The sequence below is a fragment of the Pseudoalteromonas sp. Z9A4 genome, assembly GCF_011378845.1.
In the GTDB taxonomy this organism is placed as follows: Bacteria; Pseudomonadota; Gammaproteobacteria; order Enterobacterales; family Alteromonadaceae; genus Pseudoalteromonas; species Pseudoalteromonas arctica.
On record NZ_WTLA01000002.1, the window covers coordinates 212,560 to 233,872 of the forward strand.

Here is a 21,313-nt window from a genome sequence, read left to right on the forward strand (position 1 = left end):
TGACTCTTTTTTAGGTAAATCAAAACTAATTACAGTTTGTAATAAAACGGACTTTTATGACAAATAGACTAAACTTACATTATGCCTTGGCAATTAAGTATTGCAGGTTTAAGTTTTGCCCGTTTTACTTAGTTATTTTGGTATAGCATAAAAATCATAAAACGTAAGGAAAGTGCTATGGAAAAAGCTTCGAACCTTGAAAGTAAAATGTATGTGCTAGATACCAACGTACTACTTCACGAACCCCTCGCTTATTTGTCTTTTCAAGAACATGACGTTGTAATTCCGATGACGGTGCTTGAAGAACTCGACCACATAAAAAACAGAAAACACGACGTAAGCCGCGATGCGCGCGTTGCTATTCGTGGATTAGATGAGGTACTTAAAAATGCAACGCCTGAGCAAATGCTACAAGGCGTGGCGCTGCCGAGTAACAAAAAGGCAAAAGCGAGCTCTGCAGGTACCCTCATTATTGTAAACGACCATTTATTTGCCGACTCGATTTCTGGTTTGCCGGGTAACGAAAACGACCATCGTATTATTAATTGCGCCGTGTATTTACAAAAGCAGCACAGTGATTCAAAAGTTATATTAGTAACAAAAGACATAAACATGCGTTTAAAGGCCAAAGGCGCAGGGCTTAAATATGTTGAGGATTACCGTACCGATCAACTTATTGACGATATCAGCTTACTCACTAGTGGTTATAAAAAAATTGAAGGTGATTTTTGGGACCATGTAGGGGAATGTAATACGCAGCAACACGGACGAGATACGCTTCATCATGTGCCTAAAAACTTAATACCTGATGTATTTTGTAATGAATATTTACTTGATGGAGGGGATCAGTTTGCGGCGCGTGTTAAATCGTACGATGACGAGCACATAACGCTCAAAGATATTGGTATTGAGCGTTTAATGCATCAACAAGCATGGGGCGTTAAGCCCAAAAATATTTATCAGGGAATGGCGCTTGATGCGCTGCTAGATACAAGTATTGAACTTGTTATTTTAACAGGACCAGCAGGGTGCGGTAAAACCTTGTTAGCACTTGCCAGCGCTCTTGAAATGGTCATCGAAAAAGGTATTTACGATAAAGTAATAGTCACTCGTAATACGCCAGAAATAGCAGAGTCCATTGGCTTTTTACCAGGCACCGAAGAGGAAAAAATGGCGCCATGGCTTGCAGCCATTACCGATACGCTGGAGGTATTGCACAAAGGCGACGAAAATCCGATATCAAGCCGAAACTACATTATGGAGAAGGCTAATGTTCAGTTTAAATCGGTTAACTTTATGCGCGGCCGTAGTATTCAAAATGCGGTGGTCATTTTAGATGAGAGCCAAAATTTAACGGCATCTCAACTTAAAACGATTATTACCCGCTGCGGCGAAGGTACTAAATTAATTTGTACGGGTAACTTGGCGCAAATTGATAGTAACTATTTAACGCCAGTAACATCGGGCTTAACGTACATAGTAGAGCGCTTTAAAAACTTTGAAGGCAGCGCAACTATAAACCTCAACGGTGTTGTACGTAGTCGCTTAGCGTCATTTGCAGAAGAAAATTTATAACTTGCGCTTAACAAATTGGCTCGATAGTCTATCGATTGATTTTCGAGCCAAATGGCAGGCAGTACATTGAATTTTTTACCTCTGAAGCATTATTATCGTTCATTATTTATTGCGCTTTTAGTGCCATTGATTGTCGCTTTTTTACTGTGCTTGCACTTATATAATATAAAGCTTGAGCGGGCGGTTGAAAAACGCGAAGCCGATTTTACGAATGTTTCAGCACAGGTTACTCATGGGATGGAGTCGGTGAGCAATCTACTTACCACCATGTTTAGCTTATACGAACAAACGACCTATCCAAAAATAAACCAAAGCTTACTCGAGGGCATAAATCAATATGATGGTTACTATTACCGTCACTTTAGTGAGCAAGGCACTGAAATTGTAGGTAAGGGGGAGTTTGCGTTATCTGCTAAGGCATTAATGCAGTGGCAGCAGGCTATTACATTAGGGCCTTCGTTTAATACAACGCTTGCATTAATGCAGTCGTTGTCTGCTGTAGCGTATGTTGATAATAATGGTTTTGCTTATGTAAGCAGGCGCAACAAAAGCCAAAGTTTAATGCTTACTGAAATTCTAAATGGAAAATTCAAGCCAAAATTTTCACCAAACAAACTTACTTCAAGTCCCATTGTTAAAGTGAATGATAAATCGTATTTTGCTATTGGCCGACAGCGAAGCACTGGCTCAGCCGATTACATTATTTTGATTTATGATGTTCAGGCAATTTCTGGGTGGTTAAAAAAGGTTTCACCGAACAGTGGTGAATACGTTTTTATGAACCAATCACATCAAGTTATCGCCAGCTCTAAACAGTTAATAGAGCAAGCAACAGCATTAAAAAATTATTGGCCTGATTTGGCCCAGCACCATAGTAAAAAAACAGTATTAACTAGTGATAGTAATTACTTTATGCAGCCTATGGATGAGTTACCTATTCACGCAGCATTTTACGAGCACAAACCCCAATTAATAAGCCCAATTAAGTATGAAATACTATTAGAGTTCGCATTTTTAACGCTATTTTTAAGTATTATGTTTGGCGTGTTTTTTTGGTTAAGTCAGCGCATTTTTATTAAGCCAATGACTCACTTAATGTCGTACCTAGAGAGTAACGGTACACAGCAAGAAGTGCAGCTCGATTATAAAGTACCGCTGAGCTGGCAGCCTTGGTTTTCTAAAGTGAAGCGTGTATTTACTAAAAACAAACAGTTAGTTGATTCATTACAAAGTACAAATAAAGCTCTGGACGACCAGGTTCAGTTGCAATCAGAAAAACTAAGCCGCAGTTACGAAGCAAAAGAGCGCCACTTGGCTTTGCTCAACACTATGCTAAACAGTGTGCCAGATCTTATTTATTTTAAAAATATTGATGGATCATTCTTAGGATGCAATAAAGCATTTGAGGCGTACATCGGTAAAGATCAAACTGCATTAGTCGGTAAATATGTAGATGATTTAGGTGATAACGATCAACAAATAAATGCGCTTGAAAAACAAGTATTACAAAATAGAAACAGTGTTGAACAGCGAATAGAAACCGATAAAAAAACGTATCAACTTACTATTGCACCTTTTTATAACGAGCACCAACATCTGTTGGGGACTATGGGTATTGGTCGCGATATTACCGAACAGCAACAAGCATTATTGGCCTTAAAAGCATCAGAATCTAAATTTAGAAGTGCGATTGAATTTGCGGCTAACTGCGTGGTTTTACTCTCGCTTGAGCACACAATATTACAAGTAAATAAAGCGGCAAGAAAGCAGTTTTCTGAACAGCCAGTACTGGTTGGTGAGCAGTTAAAAGCATTGTTTGACGATACTCAATGGCAGCAAATAAAAAGCACTTTAGCGCAATTGCTAGATGACAAAAAACGCGTATACCACTTAACGCTTGCTCAAGGGCGCTTAACAAGTTGGTTGCAACTGAGTGTATCGCTTGTATGGGATGAAAACCGCGACCCAGCTTATTACGTTATTCACATTCAGGATGTGAGCGCATTAACTAAATCGAAACTAGATGCCGAACGAGCAACCCTTGCTAAAAGTCGCTTTATAGCCAATTTAAGTCATGAAATACGCACTCCTCTTAATGCTGTTTTAGGGCTGCTTGATATGCTTATTGAGCAAGGATTAACGCAAAAGCAATTACAACAAACGGATCAAGCTAAGCATGCAGCACAAAGCTTGTTGCTAATGCTCAATAGAATGCTTGATTTTGCACGCATAGAAAGTTCGCAAACCGATTTAAAACAAGCATCTTTTAGTATGGTTGAGCTGGTGGATATTTGTGAAAGTTTAACGGCTCCATTGTGCGAAGGAAAAGGTATTGAATTTGTTATTGATATTGACCCGTTAATAGCGCCTGATTTGATATGCGACAGCATTCGCTTACAGCAAATATTAGGTAATTTATTAACAAATGCTGTTAAGTTTACAAAAACAGGTTCTATCACTTTAAAAATGGAACTTATTGAAAGCGATAGCCTAGAGCAACAGCATATTTGCTTTAAAGTAATTGATACCGGTATGGGCATAGATGAAGCCGATCAAAGGCGTTTATTTGACGCCTTTACGCAAGGTGATGAATCTTCAACACGCATACATCAAGGTGTTGGACTCGGTTTAGCGATTGTTAAACATGCCGTGTCGTTAATGGGGGGTGAAATTGCTTTAAAGAGTAAAAAAGGCCAAGGTTGTGAGTTTTATTTCAGCATTAGCTTTTTAGTTGATACCACTAAAAACACGATGTTACCGACTAACACTTTGGCTATTTTATCTGAGCAAAGTAAAGAGCTTAAAGAAGTAACAAATGCGTATAAAGAATTTGCTAATATTAATTTAGATGAAGTACTAAAATACCCAATTAAACTCTCCAATGTTCAGCAGATAATAATAGATGCTGCAGACCTACCAGCACTGTTAAATATTGAAGCGATTAATGATTCGTTGTCAGCTAAAGAAACATCGGTGATTATTATTAATCATCAGCACACGCTTAATTTACCAACGAGTGAGCATCTAGCAGCGCATCACGTTAAAGCATCGGCGTTAGGGCAAAGGTTATTTAGTTTGAACACGGTGCAAAAGCCAAAAGTCGATACCTATACTCCAATACATAATATAACTGAAATTAAAGCTGATATATCGGGTCTACTTGTATTAGCAATTGATGATAATCAGCTTAATTTAGAAATAATTAGTAGTGTATTACGCCAAGCAAATGTAAGTGTTGTTACGGCTTTAAGCGCATCGATTGGCATGGAATTACTACATGTTTTAAAGCCAGATTTAATATTGATGGATGTGCAAATGCCTCAAATAGATGGCTGCCAAGCAACGGCTTTAATTCGTCAACAGTTTGACGCAAAACAACTGCCTATTTTTGCATTAACGGCCCATTGTGAACCTGCGGATATTGAGCGTTCTTTAAAGTGCGGTATGAATAAGCATTTAACTAAACCGGTTGTTGCTAAGGTACTTATTGATGCAATTGCCGATTTAAACTTAGTTAAACCAAGCTTTTTTGAAAAATCATTCGCATTAACGCAGTTTAGTATGGATGAAAAGCTCCTCAATACAATGATTGATAAGTTTGCTAGCTTGTGTGAAACACAATTATCTCAAATTGAAGAAACAACCAATAAAGATGATTTGGTACGCTTAGTGCATAGTATAAAAGGTGTTGCAGGTAATTTAGGTTTTAGACGACTATCACACTGTGCTTTATTATGTGAAAGAGAGATTAAAACAACTAACAAGCCTATTGAAATAACACTCAAAGAGCTTATTATGCAGTTAGAACAGGTAATTGTTTTTATTAAAGGGTTAGGGGTTAGGGATGTCGAAAAGAGCTAAAGTACTTATTGTAGATGATGATCCAATCAACAGATTAGTACTTGAAAAAACACTTAAAGGAGAACACGACGTGTTCTTGGTTGAAAGTGGTGAAAAAGCACTTACCTTTGTAAAAACAGCGCAAGTTGATTTAATAATCCTTGATGTGATTATGCCCGGAATTGACGGCTATCAAGTACTCGTAGAGCTTAAAGAAAGCCCGATAACTCAGTCTATTCCTATCATATTTATATCAGCCAATCGCAGCCATGATGATGAAGCAAAGGGTCTAGAGCTCGGTGCAATGGACTATATAACTAAGCCATTTAGTCCTTCTATCGTTCGCGTTAGGGTACGTAACCAATTACTTATAAAACAAAAAAATGATTTGCTAGAAATGCTAGCTTCAATAGATGGCTTAACCGAAATTCCAAATAGACGCTATCTCGATGAGAATTTATCACGAGAATGGCGCCGCAGTAAACGCAATGGAACGCCGCTGTCGGTTTTACTTATGGATATAGACCATTTTAAGCGTTATAACGATTGTTACGGACACCGTGCAGGTGACGAATGTTTAAAGAATGTTGCGCAAGCACTCGCAGCACAATGTGAACGCGGTAGTGACTTTATTGCTCGTTATGGCGGCGAAGAATTTGCAGCTGTGCTACCTGGAATGGATAAGCATGAAGCTATGGAGTTTGCTAACAAATTACGCAATGCGGTAAACGCTTTGAATATAGAACATAAAGCCTCATTAAATGCAGACCACATCACTATAAGTATAGGTATTGCTACAACTCAAACAGGTAGAGTGTATGCTGAACAAGCATTACTCGAAGAGGCCGATTTAGGCTTATATGCTGCCAAAGATGCAGGGCGGGATAGAATAGTCGCACGGTAAAAATTTAATATACAAAAAACGCCAATATTTATATTGGCGTTTTTGTATCAACTACTTTTTGTCGGTTATTGCGTGATCATACCTAAAGCGGTGTCACCAATGCCCACTAACTTATCATTTTTAAATACAAGTGGCGTACATTCATCTTTTGTTGTTTTCGAATCAGAGTGCTTACTGTGAGTTACATAAAAAAGTACTTGGTATACATCGTCATCTTTTTTTAATAGCTCTGTGAAATTAGGCGTTTTTAATTGCGTTAAAACAGATTGATAGCTGCTATCCATTTTTAGCTCTGATATAACTTCACGATTATTTTTATGTTGTGCTTGCCAGCTAGATGAATTCTTACCAGCCCAATGAGTCTCAGCTTCACCATCTGATACGGCAATAACACAGCCTGTTAAAAATGGAGCGATTAAAGCGGCTGCTAAAAGTGATTTTTTCATTTTTATTTACCTTAATAAGATTTTTAATTGGTTATTAGCTGTATTAAAGCAAAGAGTAGACCATATTTATAAGTTGTTATTAATCAGTTTGTTAAATTGGTTAAGCTGTTTTTATCTAATAAAATATTAAATGTATTAGTAAAAACAGCCATTTTTTAGCTTATTTGATTACTACAATAAAATCACTACACCAAGCGGTTGCGTGATTCGCCTTTATTAAATGCAGCAATATTTAAACTTACTTCATTAATTAAACGCACAATAGATTCGGTGCTTGCCCATGCTATATGTGGAGTAAGTAAAAGGTTATTACCTTTGTAATTAGCAAGTGGGTTTGAAAGCTCAGCAGGTTCTTTAGTTAGTACATCAACACCGGCTCCAGCAATTAGATTTTGCTCAAGCGCTGTTGCTAAGTCGGATTCGTTAATAATTCCACCACGTGCTGTATTAATAATTATAGCGCTTGGCTTCATCATTTTAAGCTCATTAAGTGCAATTAAATCACGTGTTTCATCTGTTAGCGGGCAGTGTACGCTGATTATATCGGCTGTTTTAATGACGTCTTCAAAAGGCGTACGACCGTCGCGACATTTAACACCTTTGCGCTCTGCAACAATAACATTTGCGCCAAATGCCTCAGCCACTTTAGCAACGCCTTTACCTAGCGTACCACCGCCTATAATGGCAAATGTTTTACCTTGTAAGTCGTTAAAGCTGTAATCGAGTATGCAAAACATTTCACTTTTTTGCCACGCGCCTTGCTGGCAATCCGCCTGATAGCGGTGTGTGTTACCCAGTAAGTTAGTAATTAAAGAAAACGTATGTTGAACAACAGAAGGTGTTGAATAGCCAGCTACATTAGTTACGGCAATATCAAATTCTTTAGCGGCTTCTAGATCAACATTATTAGTACCAGTTGCACTTACACAAATTAATTTAAGCTGTGTAAGTTTGCTAATAGTGTCGCGATTTAAAACGGCTTTATTAGTGATTAATACATCAGCGCCTTGGCAATGTTCAATAACTTGCTCTGGGCTAGTAAGTTCATAAGTCGTTAATTTACCAAGTTGTTCAATACAAGTAAGAGACGTTTTAGCTAACGTTGCGTTATCAAGAATAGTAATGTTCATTATGAGCCCTAAAATAAGTGGATCTGAAAGAGTTAAAATCGTAAAAAGATGCCTACGATCCATCAAAAATCTAAAATACGAGCTTAAGGTACTACGAAAGAAAGGCTTTGTTAATGGTATTACTACCAAATGATTAGAGGGCTTTGTATTAGTGGTCTGCCCACTAGCAGATTGAGAACATGGTATTTTGCTAGACTGATCAGATTTTTGCACTTTTGAGCAAGCTCATGGTCATAGAAGGTAATTAAACTCGGCTTTAAAGCAAGTTGCTAAAAATAAAATCGCTTTTTTGGTTATTTCGCATTTTAGATTGGCTGAGTTATAATCGGATATAGACATAAACGGTGCGCTTTGGCGTACCGTTTTTTAACATTGTAGATGTAGTAATGAGTGAATTAGAAGATAAATACGCAGATATACGCCCATACAACGACGACGAAGTTGCGGCGTCGCTTACACGTTTAATTAACGATGATGCGTTTATTGATGTAATAGCAAAGTATAATTTACCGCGCTTTTTATCGGCAGTGCCTTTTATTGCGCGTCCAATGGTAAGAAGTCAGTTACGCAAAAAATGGGGCAAAGTAAGCACCGTTGAAGATGTGCAAAATGAAGTGGCACAATACTTAGATAAACTAGTGAAACGCACCACATCAAAGGTTACCTTTTCTGGGTTAGAACAGTTAGATGCTAACCAGGCCTATTTATTTATTTCAAACCACAGAGACATAGTGCTTGATCCTGCATTAGTTAACTGGGGTTTATACCAACATAAAATGAAAACAGTGCGTATTGCTATTGGCGATAATTTATTGCAAATACCTTACATTACTGAGCTTATGCGTCTAAATAAAAGCTTTATAGTTAAGCGCTCTGCTAAAGCACCAAAAGAGATGTTAAAAGCACTGACTCAATTATCGTCATACATTTACGATTCTGTGGTCGGTGGAAATTCTATTTGGATTGCGCAAAAAGAAGGGCGTGCAAAAGACGGTTTTGATCAAACTGATCCTGCGCTTTTAAAGATGCTGCAATTAAATGGGCGTAAACAAAAGAAAGAGTTTGGCGATTATATTAAAGAGTTAAAAATAGTGCCTGTTTCTATTTCTTATCAATATGAGCCGTGTGCAATTGCTAAAGCCAAAGAGCTTTACCACAAGCAACATCATGGTGAGTACGTTAAATCGGCTGGTGAAGATATTGCGAGCATTGTTGAAGGCTTTAGTACTGCTAAAGGGCACGTGCATTTAGCATTTGGGCAACCAATTGAATCTAAATGTGATAGTGCTGAAGAGCTTGCTAAAACAATTGATAGGCAAATTGTTGATTCGTTTTATTTACACCCAGGCAATTACATCGCTGGTGGTTGTAAAGATGCGGTAATAGACTCTCCTGATACAGCGACATTTGAACAACGTTTAGCTTGTGTACCTGAAGAGTTAAAACCATTAGTGCTAGCTATGTACGCTAAGCCATTTCACCGTAAAACAGAGATAAATACTAATAGCTGTGAACATTAATACTCACAGCTCAATGAAATTAAGCAGCAATTAAATTGCTGCTTTTTTTTTGCTCAAAAATAACGCTATACTAATACCTCCTCTTCAACTGGGCGGTACTTATGCATGCAACAAATTGAAATATTTGATATTCCAAGTCCTTGCAAGAGTATTTGCTTAGTTAATAACAGAGGGTATTGCAAAGGGTGTTATCGTAGTCGGGATGAACGCTTTTCGTGGAATACCTTAACGAACGACCAAAAAAAGAAGGTGCTTAGTTTGTGCCAGCAGCGCTACAAACGTTATCTTCAAAAAAAGCAGCAAAATGCAGTGCTAAGCACACAGGCGCAGCAGCAAGGGTTCGACTTTTAAAAGCTTAATCCATACTTGGCTCTTAGTGCGTACACAGTGCCATTGTTAGTTAAGTTAATTAATGACATTTTAAGCTTTTCTACCAAGTTTTCATTACGCTTATTTAAATAATGATAAAGCGGATAAGTATTCAGCACTTCTTTTACAAAGCAACCTTGAGGTGAAGGTAGCTCATTGTTTTGCATTATAAAATTAATCATTAAAGCTCCCTGTACTTTTTTCTGAGCAAGCAAATTAAGTTGGGTATTCATGCTTTTAACTTTAATAATATTCCCTGCAAACTGTGTGCTTGCTAAATAATGTTCTTGGACAGGGTAGCCATCAACAATTGCGACGCTATCGAGCTGTTCTAAACTGCTAGGTAAACAGTTTTTATATAATACTAAGTCAAACTTAAAGAGCTCATAATCGACCCTAATCAAGTTTTCGTAATTTTCTTCAACGCTTGCATCTCTTCCTAACTGCCCATCAAGTACGCCATTATTTGCAGCTAGCAAAGCATTTTGGTGACTAAAATCGATTATATGTATTTTAAAACCGATATCTGCGTATGCTAACTTTAATAACTCTAAGGCATAATCAGCTTGTGGTGTACTTTGCGGACGATTAAAAGTGAGGTTGTATTGATGACTAAAACAAGAGGCACTAAAAAATAAATTTACCAATAATAACAAGATACTAAAATGTCTATTCATTATCAGTTCCAATTACTACAGAAATAAATAAAATAAGACGCGTATAATAACAAGGAGATTACCTCTTGCCCAGTTTCGGGGTTAATCAAATAATTTTAAAAGCGAATGAGGAAGTATTGTGAGTTTTAATTTATGCCTATTGCCACGTGAAGAAAAATACCAAATTCAGTTAGATTATGAAGCGTCTTTTTGGGCGTATCAAATTAAGCGAAATAAAAAAACGAGAGAGCAAGTTTATAATACAATCCATAGCCGTCCAATGGCTGAACAAATGGTTTTGAAGCAAAAATTTGAGCAATATTTAGCGCTAATGCTTAGCTAAGTGTTGATATAAAAATGTATATAGTTGAATTGCTGGATGGGCTAAAAGTTCCACTCGTTAATAAATTTTATAAAAAACATAATGTAAGAGGACGGGCTAATAAACAAGATAAGGTATGGGTTACTTACTATAATAATGAAATAGTTGCAGCATGTAGGCTGCAAGATAAAACAGAGTTTTTATTTTTATCTACCGTGTTTGTTGCGCTGGAACATCGCGGTAAAGGTGTTGCTAAACAGCTATTATCAACACTCTTAAAGTCGCAAGATAAGATGATTAATACCTTCGCATATAAAAACGTAGTTGATTTATATTGTGCTATTGGTTTTAACCAGGTGTTAACATATACTCTTGCTTTACAAGTACTTTTTGATACTTACAAACATCGAAATATAGTCGCTCTAGAGTACCCATAATAATAAATAATAATATGGAATAAGCATGAGTAAATGCGTTAATGGGATCATTAGTTGCTTTGTAGTTTTAATAACTATCCTAAGTTGCCAAGTAGGCGCACAAGTAAAACGTTTATCTCCAAGCGAAGGCTTATCGCAAAGCTACGTTAATACAATGCTTATCGACACTAATGGTTACCTTTGGCTTTCTACTGAGGCTGGGCTTAATCGTTATGATGGCTATCAAGTTATTCCAATAAACGGCCCTAATGGTGAATTAGAAGAAGCGATCATTGATCGTATTTACCAAGACCCTCAAGGGCACATTTGGATAGCCTCTTTACTTGCAGGCCTATTTAGATACGACCCCGTAACAGATTCATATCAGCAATTTCTAGAAAAACCTACCAGTGAAGAAGAAATTATCAATCAGTCTGTTTTTAGTATGGTGGCAGTTGATAAAAAAACACTTTGGATTGGGCGAGGCCGCGATTTTGCAAAGCTTGATATCGCAACCGGAAAAATCACAACTATTTTTGAGCTGCCTGCTAAATATAAAAATACCCTTGTGAGAAAGCTGTTTGCTTACAATGGTTATATATTTATAGGTACAAGCCATGGCGCATACGTATTTGATATTGCCACAGAGCAAGTTAGACCCCTGCAGCATTTAAAAGGTGAAGCTGAACATATTTACCAAAATAATGTTAAGTCTTTCGCATTAGGTGAAAATAAACAGTTGTTAGTAGGGGCGGTACAAGGCTTATACGAAGTTGATATTAGTAACTTATCAAAAATGTTTGAACGCCCAGATTTACCTTTTAAAAGTAAAGTATTACTAAGCGATTTAAATGTTTGGAGCATAGTAAACGAACACGGAACAATAGATTTAGCTACCGACAAAGGCTTGTTTAAATTTGATTTAAACACCGGGGAGATGATTAAAAACACTCGAATAGCCCAAAGTAAGTACACACTTGCCGATACCAGTATTATTGATATGGCAAAAGATAAATCGGGTGGTACGTGGGTTGCGACTAAAACCGACGGTGCGTTTTACTTATCTCATGACAGCTACCATTTTAATAATGTCGATGGCACTTTGCTCGGGGGGGATGGTTTATCGCATCACTCTATCTGGGGGATTACCGAATATAAAGACAAACTTTGGCTTGCAACGCATAACGGTATTACCGAGGTTGATTTAAAAACAAATATTGGTAAAGCTTATTTAAAAGATTACAAAGTCGACTTACTCACCACTGAGTTTACCGTATATGAAATAACGCCTTATAAAAATAATTTATGGCTTTATACAAATCGTGGTTTGTTTATTTTTGACCCTGTAACGCATCAAGTTAGCGAACCTAAAGTACATAACCCTGCTAATCAGGAGTTAATTACCGGTAGGGTACATGGCGTTACATTAATGCCAAATGGCGATCTATACTTTGTGCACTCAGATCATGGGGTATTTATATACAATATAGATTCTCAAGTAATAACGCGTTTGGGTGGCCAGTTTGATCAATTTGAACCCTTTTTAGCCCATGGTTTTTTACCTGCGCTGAGCAATAAACCAGATTCACCATTATTTTTTAATGCCGGTATTTTATACCAAGTGAACCCAAGTGATTTAGCACTTAAAATGATTTATAAAGTGCCAAAACAGCATGAAAACGTAGCCATTAGTGTGCTTTCTTACTTAATTGATAACAACAATATATTGTGGATATCACTTTCTAATTTCGGCTTAATAGGCCTTGACGCATCTACCTATCAATTAGTCCATACAATCGATTTAGAGAGGAATAAATTAGGCACTCTGCTATACGATATGGTGCTAGATGATGATGGCATGATCTGGATGAGTAGCCATAAAGGCATTTGGCGATTAAACCCAGAAACACTTCATTTTCAGCAATTTTCTACATCAGAAGGGCTACTCTCTGCTGAGTTTAATAGCAACGCCATGGCACAGCTTAAAGATGGCCATATTGCGTATGGTAGCTTAAAAGGTTTTACTTATTTTCATCCAATGGAAAACCAAAACTATCAGTCGCTTATTGATCACGTAAATATTACGCGAGTTGATTTAATGTCACGAGATTTATCGCTTGATCTAAAACAACCGCTCAACGAGGTTGTTTTAAACCATGATGATATAGGGCTTGAAGTTGCATTTTCGGCCATGGCATTTAGTAATCAAGAACGCATCATTTATGAGTATCAACTTGATAACGGACAAAAAAGTTATACCCGAAATAACAACCGTGTATTGTTTCCAAAATTGAATCCAGGTAATTATCAATTAAAAGTTTGGGCTAAAGACCCCCTGACTGGCGAATATACCTCGCCTGCTATTTTAAAAATAAAAGTAAAGTATCCGCTTTGGCGTGCACCTTATTTTATGGTGCTTTACGGCATGCTGTTTATTGGCTTTGTTGCCATGTGGGTTATGCGCCGTAATAAAATTCAGCGTATTTTATTGGCAGCAAATAAAGAAAGTAAAGAAAGCGAAGCGCGTTTAAAGCTAGCGCTTGAAGGCAGCGAATCGGGTGTTTGGGATTGGGAATCAAGTAATCCAAGTATTTACCAACCTCGCTTAGCGAGTGAGTTAGGCTACGAAAATGAAACCGTGAGCCTTGATGAATATTTATCTAAAATTCATCCGCAAGACAAACAGCTATTTCGCTTAGAGTGGCTTGAGTTTTTATCTACCGATAAAGGTTACTTTAATTGCACCTACCGCCTGCGCCATGCAAAAGGCTATTGGCGCTGGTATAAAGATTTTGGAAAAGTAGTTGAGTGGGATGATAAAACGCCACAAAAAGTAGCGGGTACCTACACAAATATGACCCGTGAGATGGTGTTTGAAGAACACGCTTTATTATTTACGGCAGCATTTGAGCAAACACGTGATTGGGTGTTTATCCTCGATAAAAATTTAAATATTCGGGCTTCTAATAAATCACTGCAAACCGCCTTTAACTTCTCTGCTGAGTCGTTATCTAGTCGAGCATTAAATTTAGGTATATCGCGCAGCAATCGTTTTGATTATTTACGCATAATGCAAAAGCTATCTATTGGAGAACACTTTTCGTGTGAAGACAGTGTAGTTTTAGCAAGTGGTGAGTCGCGTCATGTACTTGTGAAAATAAGTGCAGTGGCCGATAACGAACAGCGCCTTAATAGTTATGTCATTATTTTAACCGATATAAACGCACAAAAATCAGCCGAAAACGAGCTGCACTTATTGGCCAACTACGATGCATTAACAGGGTTGCCAAATCGTACGTTATTTAATGACCGCGTTGAACACGCCCTTGAGCAAGCAAAATTGCACGAATGTAAAGTTGCTTTATTACATATAAATATTAAGCGTTTTAAATACTTTAATGACTCTTTGGGGCATGCAGTTGCTGATGAGCTAATTAAAGAAGTCGCTGAGCGTTTAAAATGCTCCTTGCGTCCATCTGATAGTGTTGCTCGATTTGGTGGCGATGAATTTGTAGTGCTGGTGGAAGATATTCAGCAAATCGAACAAGTACTCATTATATGCACTAAGTTGATGGATTGTGTGAATCAAAATATTACGATTAATGGCCAAGTTGTAAACGTTAATTTAAGTATTGGTGTGTCTATATCACCAGATGATGCTCAGCAAGGCTCTGCGCTTTTAAAAGCTGCGAGCATAGCGTTATATCATGCAAAAGACTCTTTAGAGGGGCGTTATCAGTTTTATAAGCAAGAGATGAATCAGCATGTTCAAAGAGCGCTGCATCTTGAGTCTCAGCTAACTAAAGCGTATCAAGAAGAAGAATTTTGTAATTACTACCAGCCTATCATTAACGCTGAAAGTCAAAAAACAGAAGGCTTTGAAGTACTGCTGCGTTGGCCTGAAAATAAGCTTGTGCAAACTCAAGAATTTTCGGTGGCAGCAGAAGGTATAGGCCTAATTACAAAAATTATGCTGCAGACTTTTGCGCGCGCTTTATTAGAGCTAAAAGAGTGGCGAAAAGCCTCACCTAGCCTGTATTTATCTATTAATTTATCGGCTCTTGATTTTGAGTTTAAAGACCTTGTTCCTGAAATTAAAAAAGCGTTAAGTAATTCAGGAGTGTCGTCTGAGGCAATTGTTTTTGAAATAACCGAATCAATATTAATGCGTGATTCAAAAGAAGCGCTACACAGCATGGAACAACTTAAAAAGTTGGGCTGTAGATTGTATATGGATGATTTTGGTACGGGTTACGCATCGCTTACTTATTTAAAGCGTTTTCCTATTGATGTATTAAAAATAGATAGAAGCTTTGTACAAGACATAGGCATAGATTCTGACGATGAAGCTATTATTCAATCAATACTCGCGCTTGCAGATAGTTTAGGTAAAGAATGTGTAGCTGAAGGCGTAGAAAGCTCGCACCAACTCGCCTTTTTAAAGGCGCGAGGATGCATGCATTTTCAAGGGTACTTATTTAGTAAACCGGTACCTAATACCGAAGTACTACCGCTTATTAATCGCAATTGGAGTGATATATTTAATTAATAATAGCAGTACTTATTTAAGGCCTTTTACCGCAGTGCCTGCAAAACAAATGGCTATTATGCTCATTCAACTGCGTTTTAATGGCCTTATTAGCTTCTAGTTTACTCAAGCCTAATTTATAGCGTAGTTCTTCTAGGTGTTCTTGTTGAGTATTATTAAGGGTGCCATCTTGAATTTGTTCATGTACGGCATCTTCAAAAAATTGGCGGCGTTTACGTATTTGTTCTGAAAAACTAGACGCCAGTAAACCGGTAGGTATCGCAACCATTCCCATGCTCAGTAGTGTAATAACCCCGCCGAAAAACTTACCCAATGGTGTTATAGGTACTACATCGCCATAACCAACGGTTGTTAATGTTGCCATTGCCCACCACATAGCTGCGGGAATCGAGCCAAATTTATCGGGTTGTATGTCGTGCTCAATTAAGTAAATTCCGCATGAAGCTAAAATAAGCACGACGGCCATAATAAAAAAAGCTGCCATTAATGAACTACCTTCATCGTTAAAGGCTTTTAAAAGTAGCTGCATGGCGCGTGAGTAGCGAGTGAGTTTAAATACCCTTAATAGTCGGAGCACGCGTAAAAAACGTAAATCGAGAGGAAATAAAAACATCATTAAGCTTGGTAAAATCGCAATTAAATCAACAATTGCCAAAGGGGAGAAAAAATAGCGAAGCCGACGTTTGGTATGAGACCCTTCCATTGCTGCATATCGTGTTTTATCTACGCAAGCCCAAAGCCTGGCTAAGTACTCAATAGCAAAAATAGCGACCGAGACAATTTCTAAAACTAAGAATTCGTTGTAATACTGCTCTGCCACACTTGGGATTGATTCAATAACAATGGCTACAACGTTGATCATTATTAAGCTAATGAGTGCAATATCAAGAATATGTCCTGCTCGATGGTACTGGCCTGTGCCTTCAAACAGGCAAGCCATTTTTTGTCTTAAAGTGTGTGGTTCATTCATTATTTAAGTTTAAGTACCATATTAATACTGCCTTCTTCAAAGTCGCGACTAATTTTAAAACCTAACTTACGGGCAAGCTCAATCATCCCAGTGTTCTCTGGTAAGGTTATGCCTTCAATCGATTCCACACCTTGGCGTTTACAGTGGTTAATTGCTGCACTCATTAGTATGCGACCAAGCCCTAAACCTTGGCAATCTGAGCGTACTACAATGGCAAACTCAGCATGCAGGTTATCGGGGTCCATAATGACGCGAGACACACCTAATGTGCGAGTTTTACCTTCAAAGCGTTGGCAAACAATAAACGCCATTTCACGGTCGTAATCAATTTGCGTCATTTTAGCGAGTTGATCGTGGTTAAATTGTGGTAGTTCGCCAAAAAAGCGTTTATATCTGTCTTCTTTATTAAGTGACTCGTCAAATGCTTTATGAGCTTGTTCATCTTCTGGCTTTATTGGTCTGAGCGTAGCTTGGGTGTTGTTTTTAAGTGTTACCACTTCAACAAGTTCAATAGGGTAGGGACGAATAGATAAGCGCTTACGATTGCTCTGAGCTTGATAACGGCTAAGTGTCATAGTGGCATCGAGCACTAAAAACTGTCCATTACTGGCAAGTATAGGATTAAGTTCCATTGAGCTTATGTCAGGTTGATCAATAACTAACTGAGAAATACGCGTTAGCAGTGCACACAAACGATACTTATCAACTTTTTCGGGTAATATGCGCTCCTTTAATACGCCTTTATCGTGCGCTGCGGCAATTAAATACTTTGCTAAGTTCATATTTAGTGGAGGCAGAGCAACGGCGGCTTGCGCATATTCAAGGCCGGTGCCTGCTTCACCTAATAATATAACAGGACCAAAATTAGGCTCGGTTTTAATCGCAATTCGCAGCTCATTTGCGCCTGCTCGCGGCGCCATTTTTTGTAATGAAAACCCTTCAATAACAGCATCCGGATAAGTGTTTTTAATACGGATAAGCATTGCAAAAGCAGTTTGTTCAACCTCGTTCGCGTCGTTTAAGTTAAGCACCACACCACCTACTTCAGACTTTGAAGCAATACTTGGGCTAATAAGTTTTAACGCGACCGGAAAACCAAGTTCTATGGCTTGCTCTCTGGCTTCTGTTGGGGTGTAAGCCACCTCAGTTTGAATGCATGTAATACCATAGTGATTTAATACTTGGCTTGCCTGATGGGTAGGTAAGTAGCTTTGTCCGTCATCTAAAAACTCATTAATAAGCGCTTTAGCTGCTACTTTATTTATTTTTGCGTCATCTGTATTCGACTCAGGTGTTTGCGTTAAATGCTTTTGGTTACGGCGATACGTTACCAAGTGCATAAACGCGCCAACAGCACCCTCTGGTGTTCTATAAGTTGGTATTGCGTTGTTTGAGCACACTTTTCTGGCGGCGTAAGATGCGTCTTCACCCATAAAATTAGTTATAACGTAAGGGCGTGCCATTTTGGGTAATGTTTGTAAGGTTTCTACAATAATGTTGGCGTAGTCTTCGCTGGGCGCAAGCGCTGAGGGAGTATGGATAATCAGTAAGTTTTTAACTTCTTTTGCGTGCAGTAAAATTTCTAATGCTTGCTTATAACGCGCAGGTGCTGAGTCGCCAAAAATATCCACAGGGTTTGAGGTGGTTTCTGATTGCGGAATTACTTTATTTAGCGCATTTCGGGTTTCAGCGCTCAACTCGGCTAATTTACCGGAGCTTTGAATTAGCTCATCAACGGCCATAACACCTGGGCCGCCACCATTAGTTAAAATTGTCAGTTGCTCTACTTTTAATAATTTTGGATGCATGGCGAGTGTTTGTGTTGCTGCAAATAGCTCTCGTAAATCATTTACGCGCAGCATACCCGCTCGTTGAAATAACGCATCGTAAACAGCATCAGAGCTTTGCTTTCCGCCGGTGTGAATTTCGGCTGCAAGTGCGCCTGCACTTGTTTTACCTGTTTTAATTGCAATTACAGGTTTACTAAAGGCCGCAGCTCTTGCTGCTGATATAAAGCCACGAATATCTTCAATGTTATCAATGTAGAGTAAAATAGCTTTGGTTTTAGCATCACGACCTAAAAAGTCGAGTAGTTCATTAAAGTTTATATCAAGGCAATCACCTACCGATACAAAATATGAAAATCCAATTTCTTTGTTTTTAGCCCAATCTAAAATGGTTGAGCATACTGCTGCTGATTGCGATACAAATGCAATTTTACCTGGGCTTGCTACTGTATGTGAAAAGCTCGCATTTAAACCAATATGAGGGATCAGCAAGCCCAAACAATTGGGTCCAAGCAAAGTAACCTGTTTGGCTTGAGCGCATGCTTTAAGCGCGCTTTTTTGCTCTCCAGAAAGCCCATCTGCAATAACAATCGCCGTTTTACAGCCAAGCTCTCCAAGCTGCTCAATAATATCAATTAAGGTATTTTTGTTAGTACAAATAACAGCAAGGTCGGGTACTTTTGGTAAGTCAGCAATAGAGGGGTAAGCAAGTACGCCATGTACTGCGCTATGGCTCGGAGTAACGGGCATTATCGGCCCTTTAAAACCGCCTTGAAGTAAGTTGCGCATAACCACAAAACCAGCACGAGTTGATATATTAGAGGCACCAATAACGGCCACTGAGCTTGGGTTAAAAAACTGGGTAATGCGCTTAAGGCTCATGGTTTTTCCTAGGCTGATTAAATTTTGCGTTATTTATAGTCTCAATGTACCCTGTTTACTGTGTTATTTCGAGCGTCTAGATGCTTATTATTGATATCAATCAAGGAGATTATTGTGAATAAAACCCCCGGTTTTTACATTGTTATAGCGGCTATTTGTTTAAGTATAGGCTTAATTAGCTTAGGGTTTATTTTAAAGAGCACAGCTCTCAGTGTAAAAGAGATGGAACGTACTGTGCAGGTTAAGGGATTGGCCGAGCGAGAAGTTATAGCCGATACGGTAATTTGGCCTCTGCAATTTAGTGATGCCGACAATAATCTTGAAAAATTAGTCAGCCGAGTTGAGAAAAAAAATGATGCTGTAACTGCTTTTTTAAAACTGCATGGTTTTGACGACGATGAAATAACAATAGGCAGCCAGTCAGTTATTGATAAGCAAGCACGTGAATACAGTAATGAAAATCAGCAATTTAGATACATAGTGCGTTCAAATATTATTGTTTATTCTGATGCGCCAGATAAAGTGCAAAACGCGCTGAGTAAAGTAAGCCAGCTTGCTAAACAAGATATCGCGATAGTGCAGGACAGCTACGAAACAAAAGTTGAATACATTTTTACAGGCCTCAATGATGTAAAACCTGCGATGGTGCAAGAAGCAACTGAAAAAGCGCGTGAAGTCGCTAATAAATTTGCTAAAGACTCTAATTCAAAATTAGGCAAAATAAAAACAGCTCGCCAAGGGCAATTTAGTATCAGTAATCGAGATTCAAACACACCGCAAATAAAAAACATAAGAGTGGTAACCAGTGTTGAATATTATTTAAATGACTAGGAAATAATATGTCAGAGTCTAAATATGGTCAGTTTGTACTGGCGCCCCGTTCGTATTTTTTTACTGCTATAGCGAGCGTAGTGTTTGCATTTATAGGCTTTAGTTATAATGCATGGCGAATGGAGGCAAGTGAAGAGAACAACAATACACGCATTGCTAGCTTTCAAATATTACAAGAACTAGCCGAGCTTGAGCTTATTGTATTTGCCGCACATTACGATAATAACAAAATAGATGGCAGCCCTAGAAAAGGCTGGGTTAAAGTTAACTTAATTCATGACTTAAGCTACTTAGCCGTTGATAAAGTACATTTAAAAACAAAAGACTTACAAAAGGTCTGGCAAACAAATTGGCCAAATATGGTTGATCACGAAAGTGCTGCGCAATCTATTACACATGCCATAGACAGTGTGCGTACAGAAGTTGTGAGTGAATTAAAGCGCCTTGATTAAGTGAGCAACTTGCGCCGTTGAGCGTTGCAAGTAAGCGGCGCTCAGTAAAATTGTGGTCTCGTTAACTTTTTGCCCTTTTAGTACGTTGGCAAGCTGCTGTTTTGCATTAGGGTTTTGTTTTTGCTCTATTTCCATTAATGCTAACAAAGCTGAAAATTCATGCTTTACCGGTGTGCTCGGTTTATTTGCATAGGCAATGTAGCAGGCAACTGGTGTTAATCCGTGAGAGTTGGGCTGCGCGACTGCTTTAACTAAGTCATCATTTGATTCAAACAACATTAAAGAGCGTACATAGTTAAATGGCAGCTTTGTAGTATCGGCATGTTTAAACACATTATGCAGTACGTTATTTCCTTGAGTATCTTGTACTAAAAAGCCTTTATTTACTCTCAGCGCTGGGGTGAAAAAGCTCAATGCGTCAATATTAGTGAGTTGGTTAATAAATAGAGAAGGTGCTGTATTAGTACTTAATATACGGATTGCTATGTTTTGCATAAAGTCATACTTAACACTCAACCGTTGGGCGCTGTCATATAAATGGTTAAGCTGCAAAGTTTGCTGAGCAGGGCTTAACTGCCTAAAGTCGTTATCGAGCTCATTTAACTGCTGCTTTGAAATACGCGCATTAAGTAGTTGTATGCTTAAATCCATTATTATTTCCAAA

The 21,313-nt window shown here is 38.2% G+C and carries 16 protein-coding genes; 10 read left to right on the forward strand and 6 right to left on the reverse strand.

The genetic code is table 11. From position 1 onward, the window contains the following. Window positions 1–177 precede the first annotated feature (177 nt). From GQR54_RS02635 to GQR54_RS02645, 3 genes are read left to right on the forward strand one after another with little or no spacing between them, the layout of a single operon-like run. The gene (locus tag GQR54_RS02635; protein ID WP_166376458.1) at window positions 178–1,575 is read left to right on the forward strand and encodes a PhoH family protein; all 1,398 of its coding nucleotides are present in this window, start codon (window positions 178–180) and stop codon (window positions 1,573–1,575) included. A gap of 51 nt (window positions 1,576–1,626) precedes the next feature. Then, complete coding sequence (locus GQR54_RS02640; RefSeq protein ID WP_197192421.1) at window positions 1,627–5,436, forward strand: ATP-binding protein; 3,810 nt, start codon at window positions 1,627–1,629, stop codon at window positions 5,434–5,436. Beyond that, window positions 5,420–6,319: a diguanylate cyclase gene (locus GQR54_RS02645; RefSeq protein WP_166376460.1), complete on the forward strand. Its 900-nt coding sequence runs from the start codon at window positions 5,420–5,422 to the stop codon at window positions 6,317–6,319. Before GQR54_RS02640 ends, GQR54_RS02645 begins: the two co-directional genes overlap by 17 nt. 65 nt (window positions 6,320–6,384) lie before the next feature. Here GQR54_RS02645 and GQR54_RS02650 read toward each other — a convergent pair whose 3' ends face one another. Both GQR54_RS02650 and GQR54_RS02655 read right to left on the reverse strand, forming a co-directional pair. Beyond that, window positions 6,385–6,765, reverse strand: a complete 381-nt coding sequence (locus GQR54_RS02650) for a DUF3192 domain-containing protein (RefSeq protein WP_024596200.1) — start codon at window positions 6,763–6,765, stop codon at window positions 6,385–6,387. Between the two features lie 185 nt (window positions 6,766–6,950). After that, window positions 6,951–7,895 (reverse strand): D-2-hydroxyacid dehydrogenase, encoded by a 945-nt coding sequence (locus tag GQR54_RS02655; RefSeq protein ID WP_166376461.1) that lies wholly within the window; start codon window positions 7,893–7,895, stop codon window positions 6,951–6,953. Between the two features lie 386 nt (window positions 7,896–8,281). Between GQR54_RS02655 and GQR54_RS02660 the strand changes: the two genes are divergently transcribed. Both GQR54_RS02660 and GQR54_RS02665 read left to right on the forward strand, forming a co-directional pair. Next, a complete protein-coding gene (locus GQR54_RS02660; RefSeq protein ID WP_024590668.1) occupies window positions 8,282–9,415 on the forward strand; it encodes a 1-acyl-sn-glycerol-3-phosphate acyltransferase in 1,134 nt (377 codons plus the stop codon). A gap of 105 nt (window positions 9,416–9,520) precedes the next feature. After that, window positions 9,521–9,766 carry a DUF1289 domain-containing protein gene (locus GQR54_RS02665; protein WP_166376462.1) on the forward strand — a complete coding sequence of 82 codons (246 nt, stop codon included), beginning with the start codon at window positions 9,521–9,523 and terminating at the stop codon, window positions 9,764–9,766. Here GQR54_RS02665 and GQR54_RS02670 read toward each other — a convergent pair. Then, window positions 9,763–10,461, reverse strand: a complete 699-nt coding sequence (locus GQR54_RS02670; protein WP_007586939.1) for a transporter substrate-binding domain-containing protein — start codon at window positions 10,459–10,461, stop codon at window positions 9,763–9,765. The genes GQR54_RS02665 and GQR54_RS02670 overlap by 4 nt on opposite strands. A gap of 118 nt (window positions 10,462–10,579) precedes the next feature. Here GQR54_RS02670 and GQR54_RS02675 point away from each other — a divergent pair, with 118 nt between their 5' ends. Genes GQR54_RS02675 through GQR54_RS02685 form a run of 3 tightly spaced genes read left to right on the forward strand, consistent with a single transcriptional unit; the run spans window position 10,580 to window position 15,727 of the window. Continuing rightward, window positions 10,580–10,783, forward strand: coding sequence for a DUF3283 family protein (locus GQR54_RS02675; RefSeq protein WP_002962585.1), 204 nt, complete (start codon window positions 10,580–10,582; stop codon window positions 10,781–10,783). A 14-nt stretch (window positions 10,784–10,797) separates the two neighbouring features. Further along, window positions 10,798–11,199 (forward strand): GNAT family N-acetyltransferase, encoded by a 402-nt coding sequence (locus GQR54_RS02680; protein WP_010553303.1) that lies wholly within the window; start codon window positions 10,798–10,800, stop codon window positions 11,197–11,199. Between the two features lie 25 nt (window positions 11,200–11,224). Then, window positions 11,225–15,727: an EAL domain-containing protein gene (locus GQR54_RS02685; RefSeq protein ID WP_166376463.1), complete on the forward strand. Its 4,503-nt coding sequence runs from the start codon at window positions 11,225–11,227 to the stop codon at window positions 15,725–15,727. 16 nt (window positions 15,728–15,743) lie between these two features. Here GQR54_RS02685 and GQR54_RS02690 read toward each other — a convergent pair whose 3' ends face one another. Both GQR54_RS02690 and GQR54_RS02695 read right to left on the reverse strand, forming a co-directional pair. Then, entirely contained in the window at window positions 15,744–16,697 is a 954-nt protein-coding gene (locus tag GQR54_RS02690; RefSeq protein WP_166376464.1) for an ion transporter, read from the reverse strand. Then, on the reverse strand, window positions 16,697–19,366 hold the full coding sequence (locus GQR54_RS02695) for a bifunctional acetate--CoA ligase family protein/GNAT family N-acetyltransferase (protein WP_165725176.1): 2,670 nt from the start codon (window positions 19,364–19,366) through the stop codon (window positions 16,697–16,699). The genes GQR54_RS02690 and GQR54_RS02695 overlap by 1 nt, the downstream gene beginning before the upstream one ends. A gap of 114 nt (window positions 19,367–19,480) precedes the next feature. On the opposite strand from GQR54_RS02695, the gene GQR54_RS02700 reads away from it, so the two are divergent. Beyond that, window positions 19,481–20,197, forward strand: coding sequence for an SIMPL domain-containing protein (locus GQR54_RS02700; protein WP_024590673.1), 717 nt, complete (start codon window positions 19,481–19,483; stop codon window positions 20,195–20,197). An 8-nt stretch (window positions 20,198–20,205) separates the two neighbouring features. Continuing rightward, entirely contained in the window at window positions 20,206–20,649 is a 444-nt protein-coding gene (locus tag GQR54_RS02705; protein ID WP_024598899.1) for a hypothetical protein, read from the forward strand. Here the strand turns inward: GQR54_RS02705 and GQR54_RS02710 are convergent. Further along, the gene (locus GQR54_RS02710; RefSeq protein ID WP_166376465.1) at window positions 20,632–21,300 is read right to left on the reverse strand and encodes a hypothetical protein; all 669 of its coding nucleotides are present in this window, start codon (window positions 21,298–21,300) and stop codon (window positions 20,632–20,634) included. The two genes, GQR54_RS02705 and GQR54_RS02710, sit on opposite strands and share 18 nt — an antisense overlap. Window positions 21,301–21,313 lie beyond the last annotated feature (13 nt).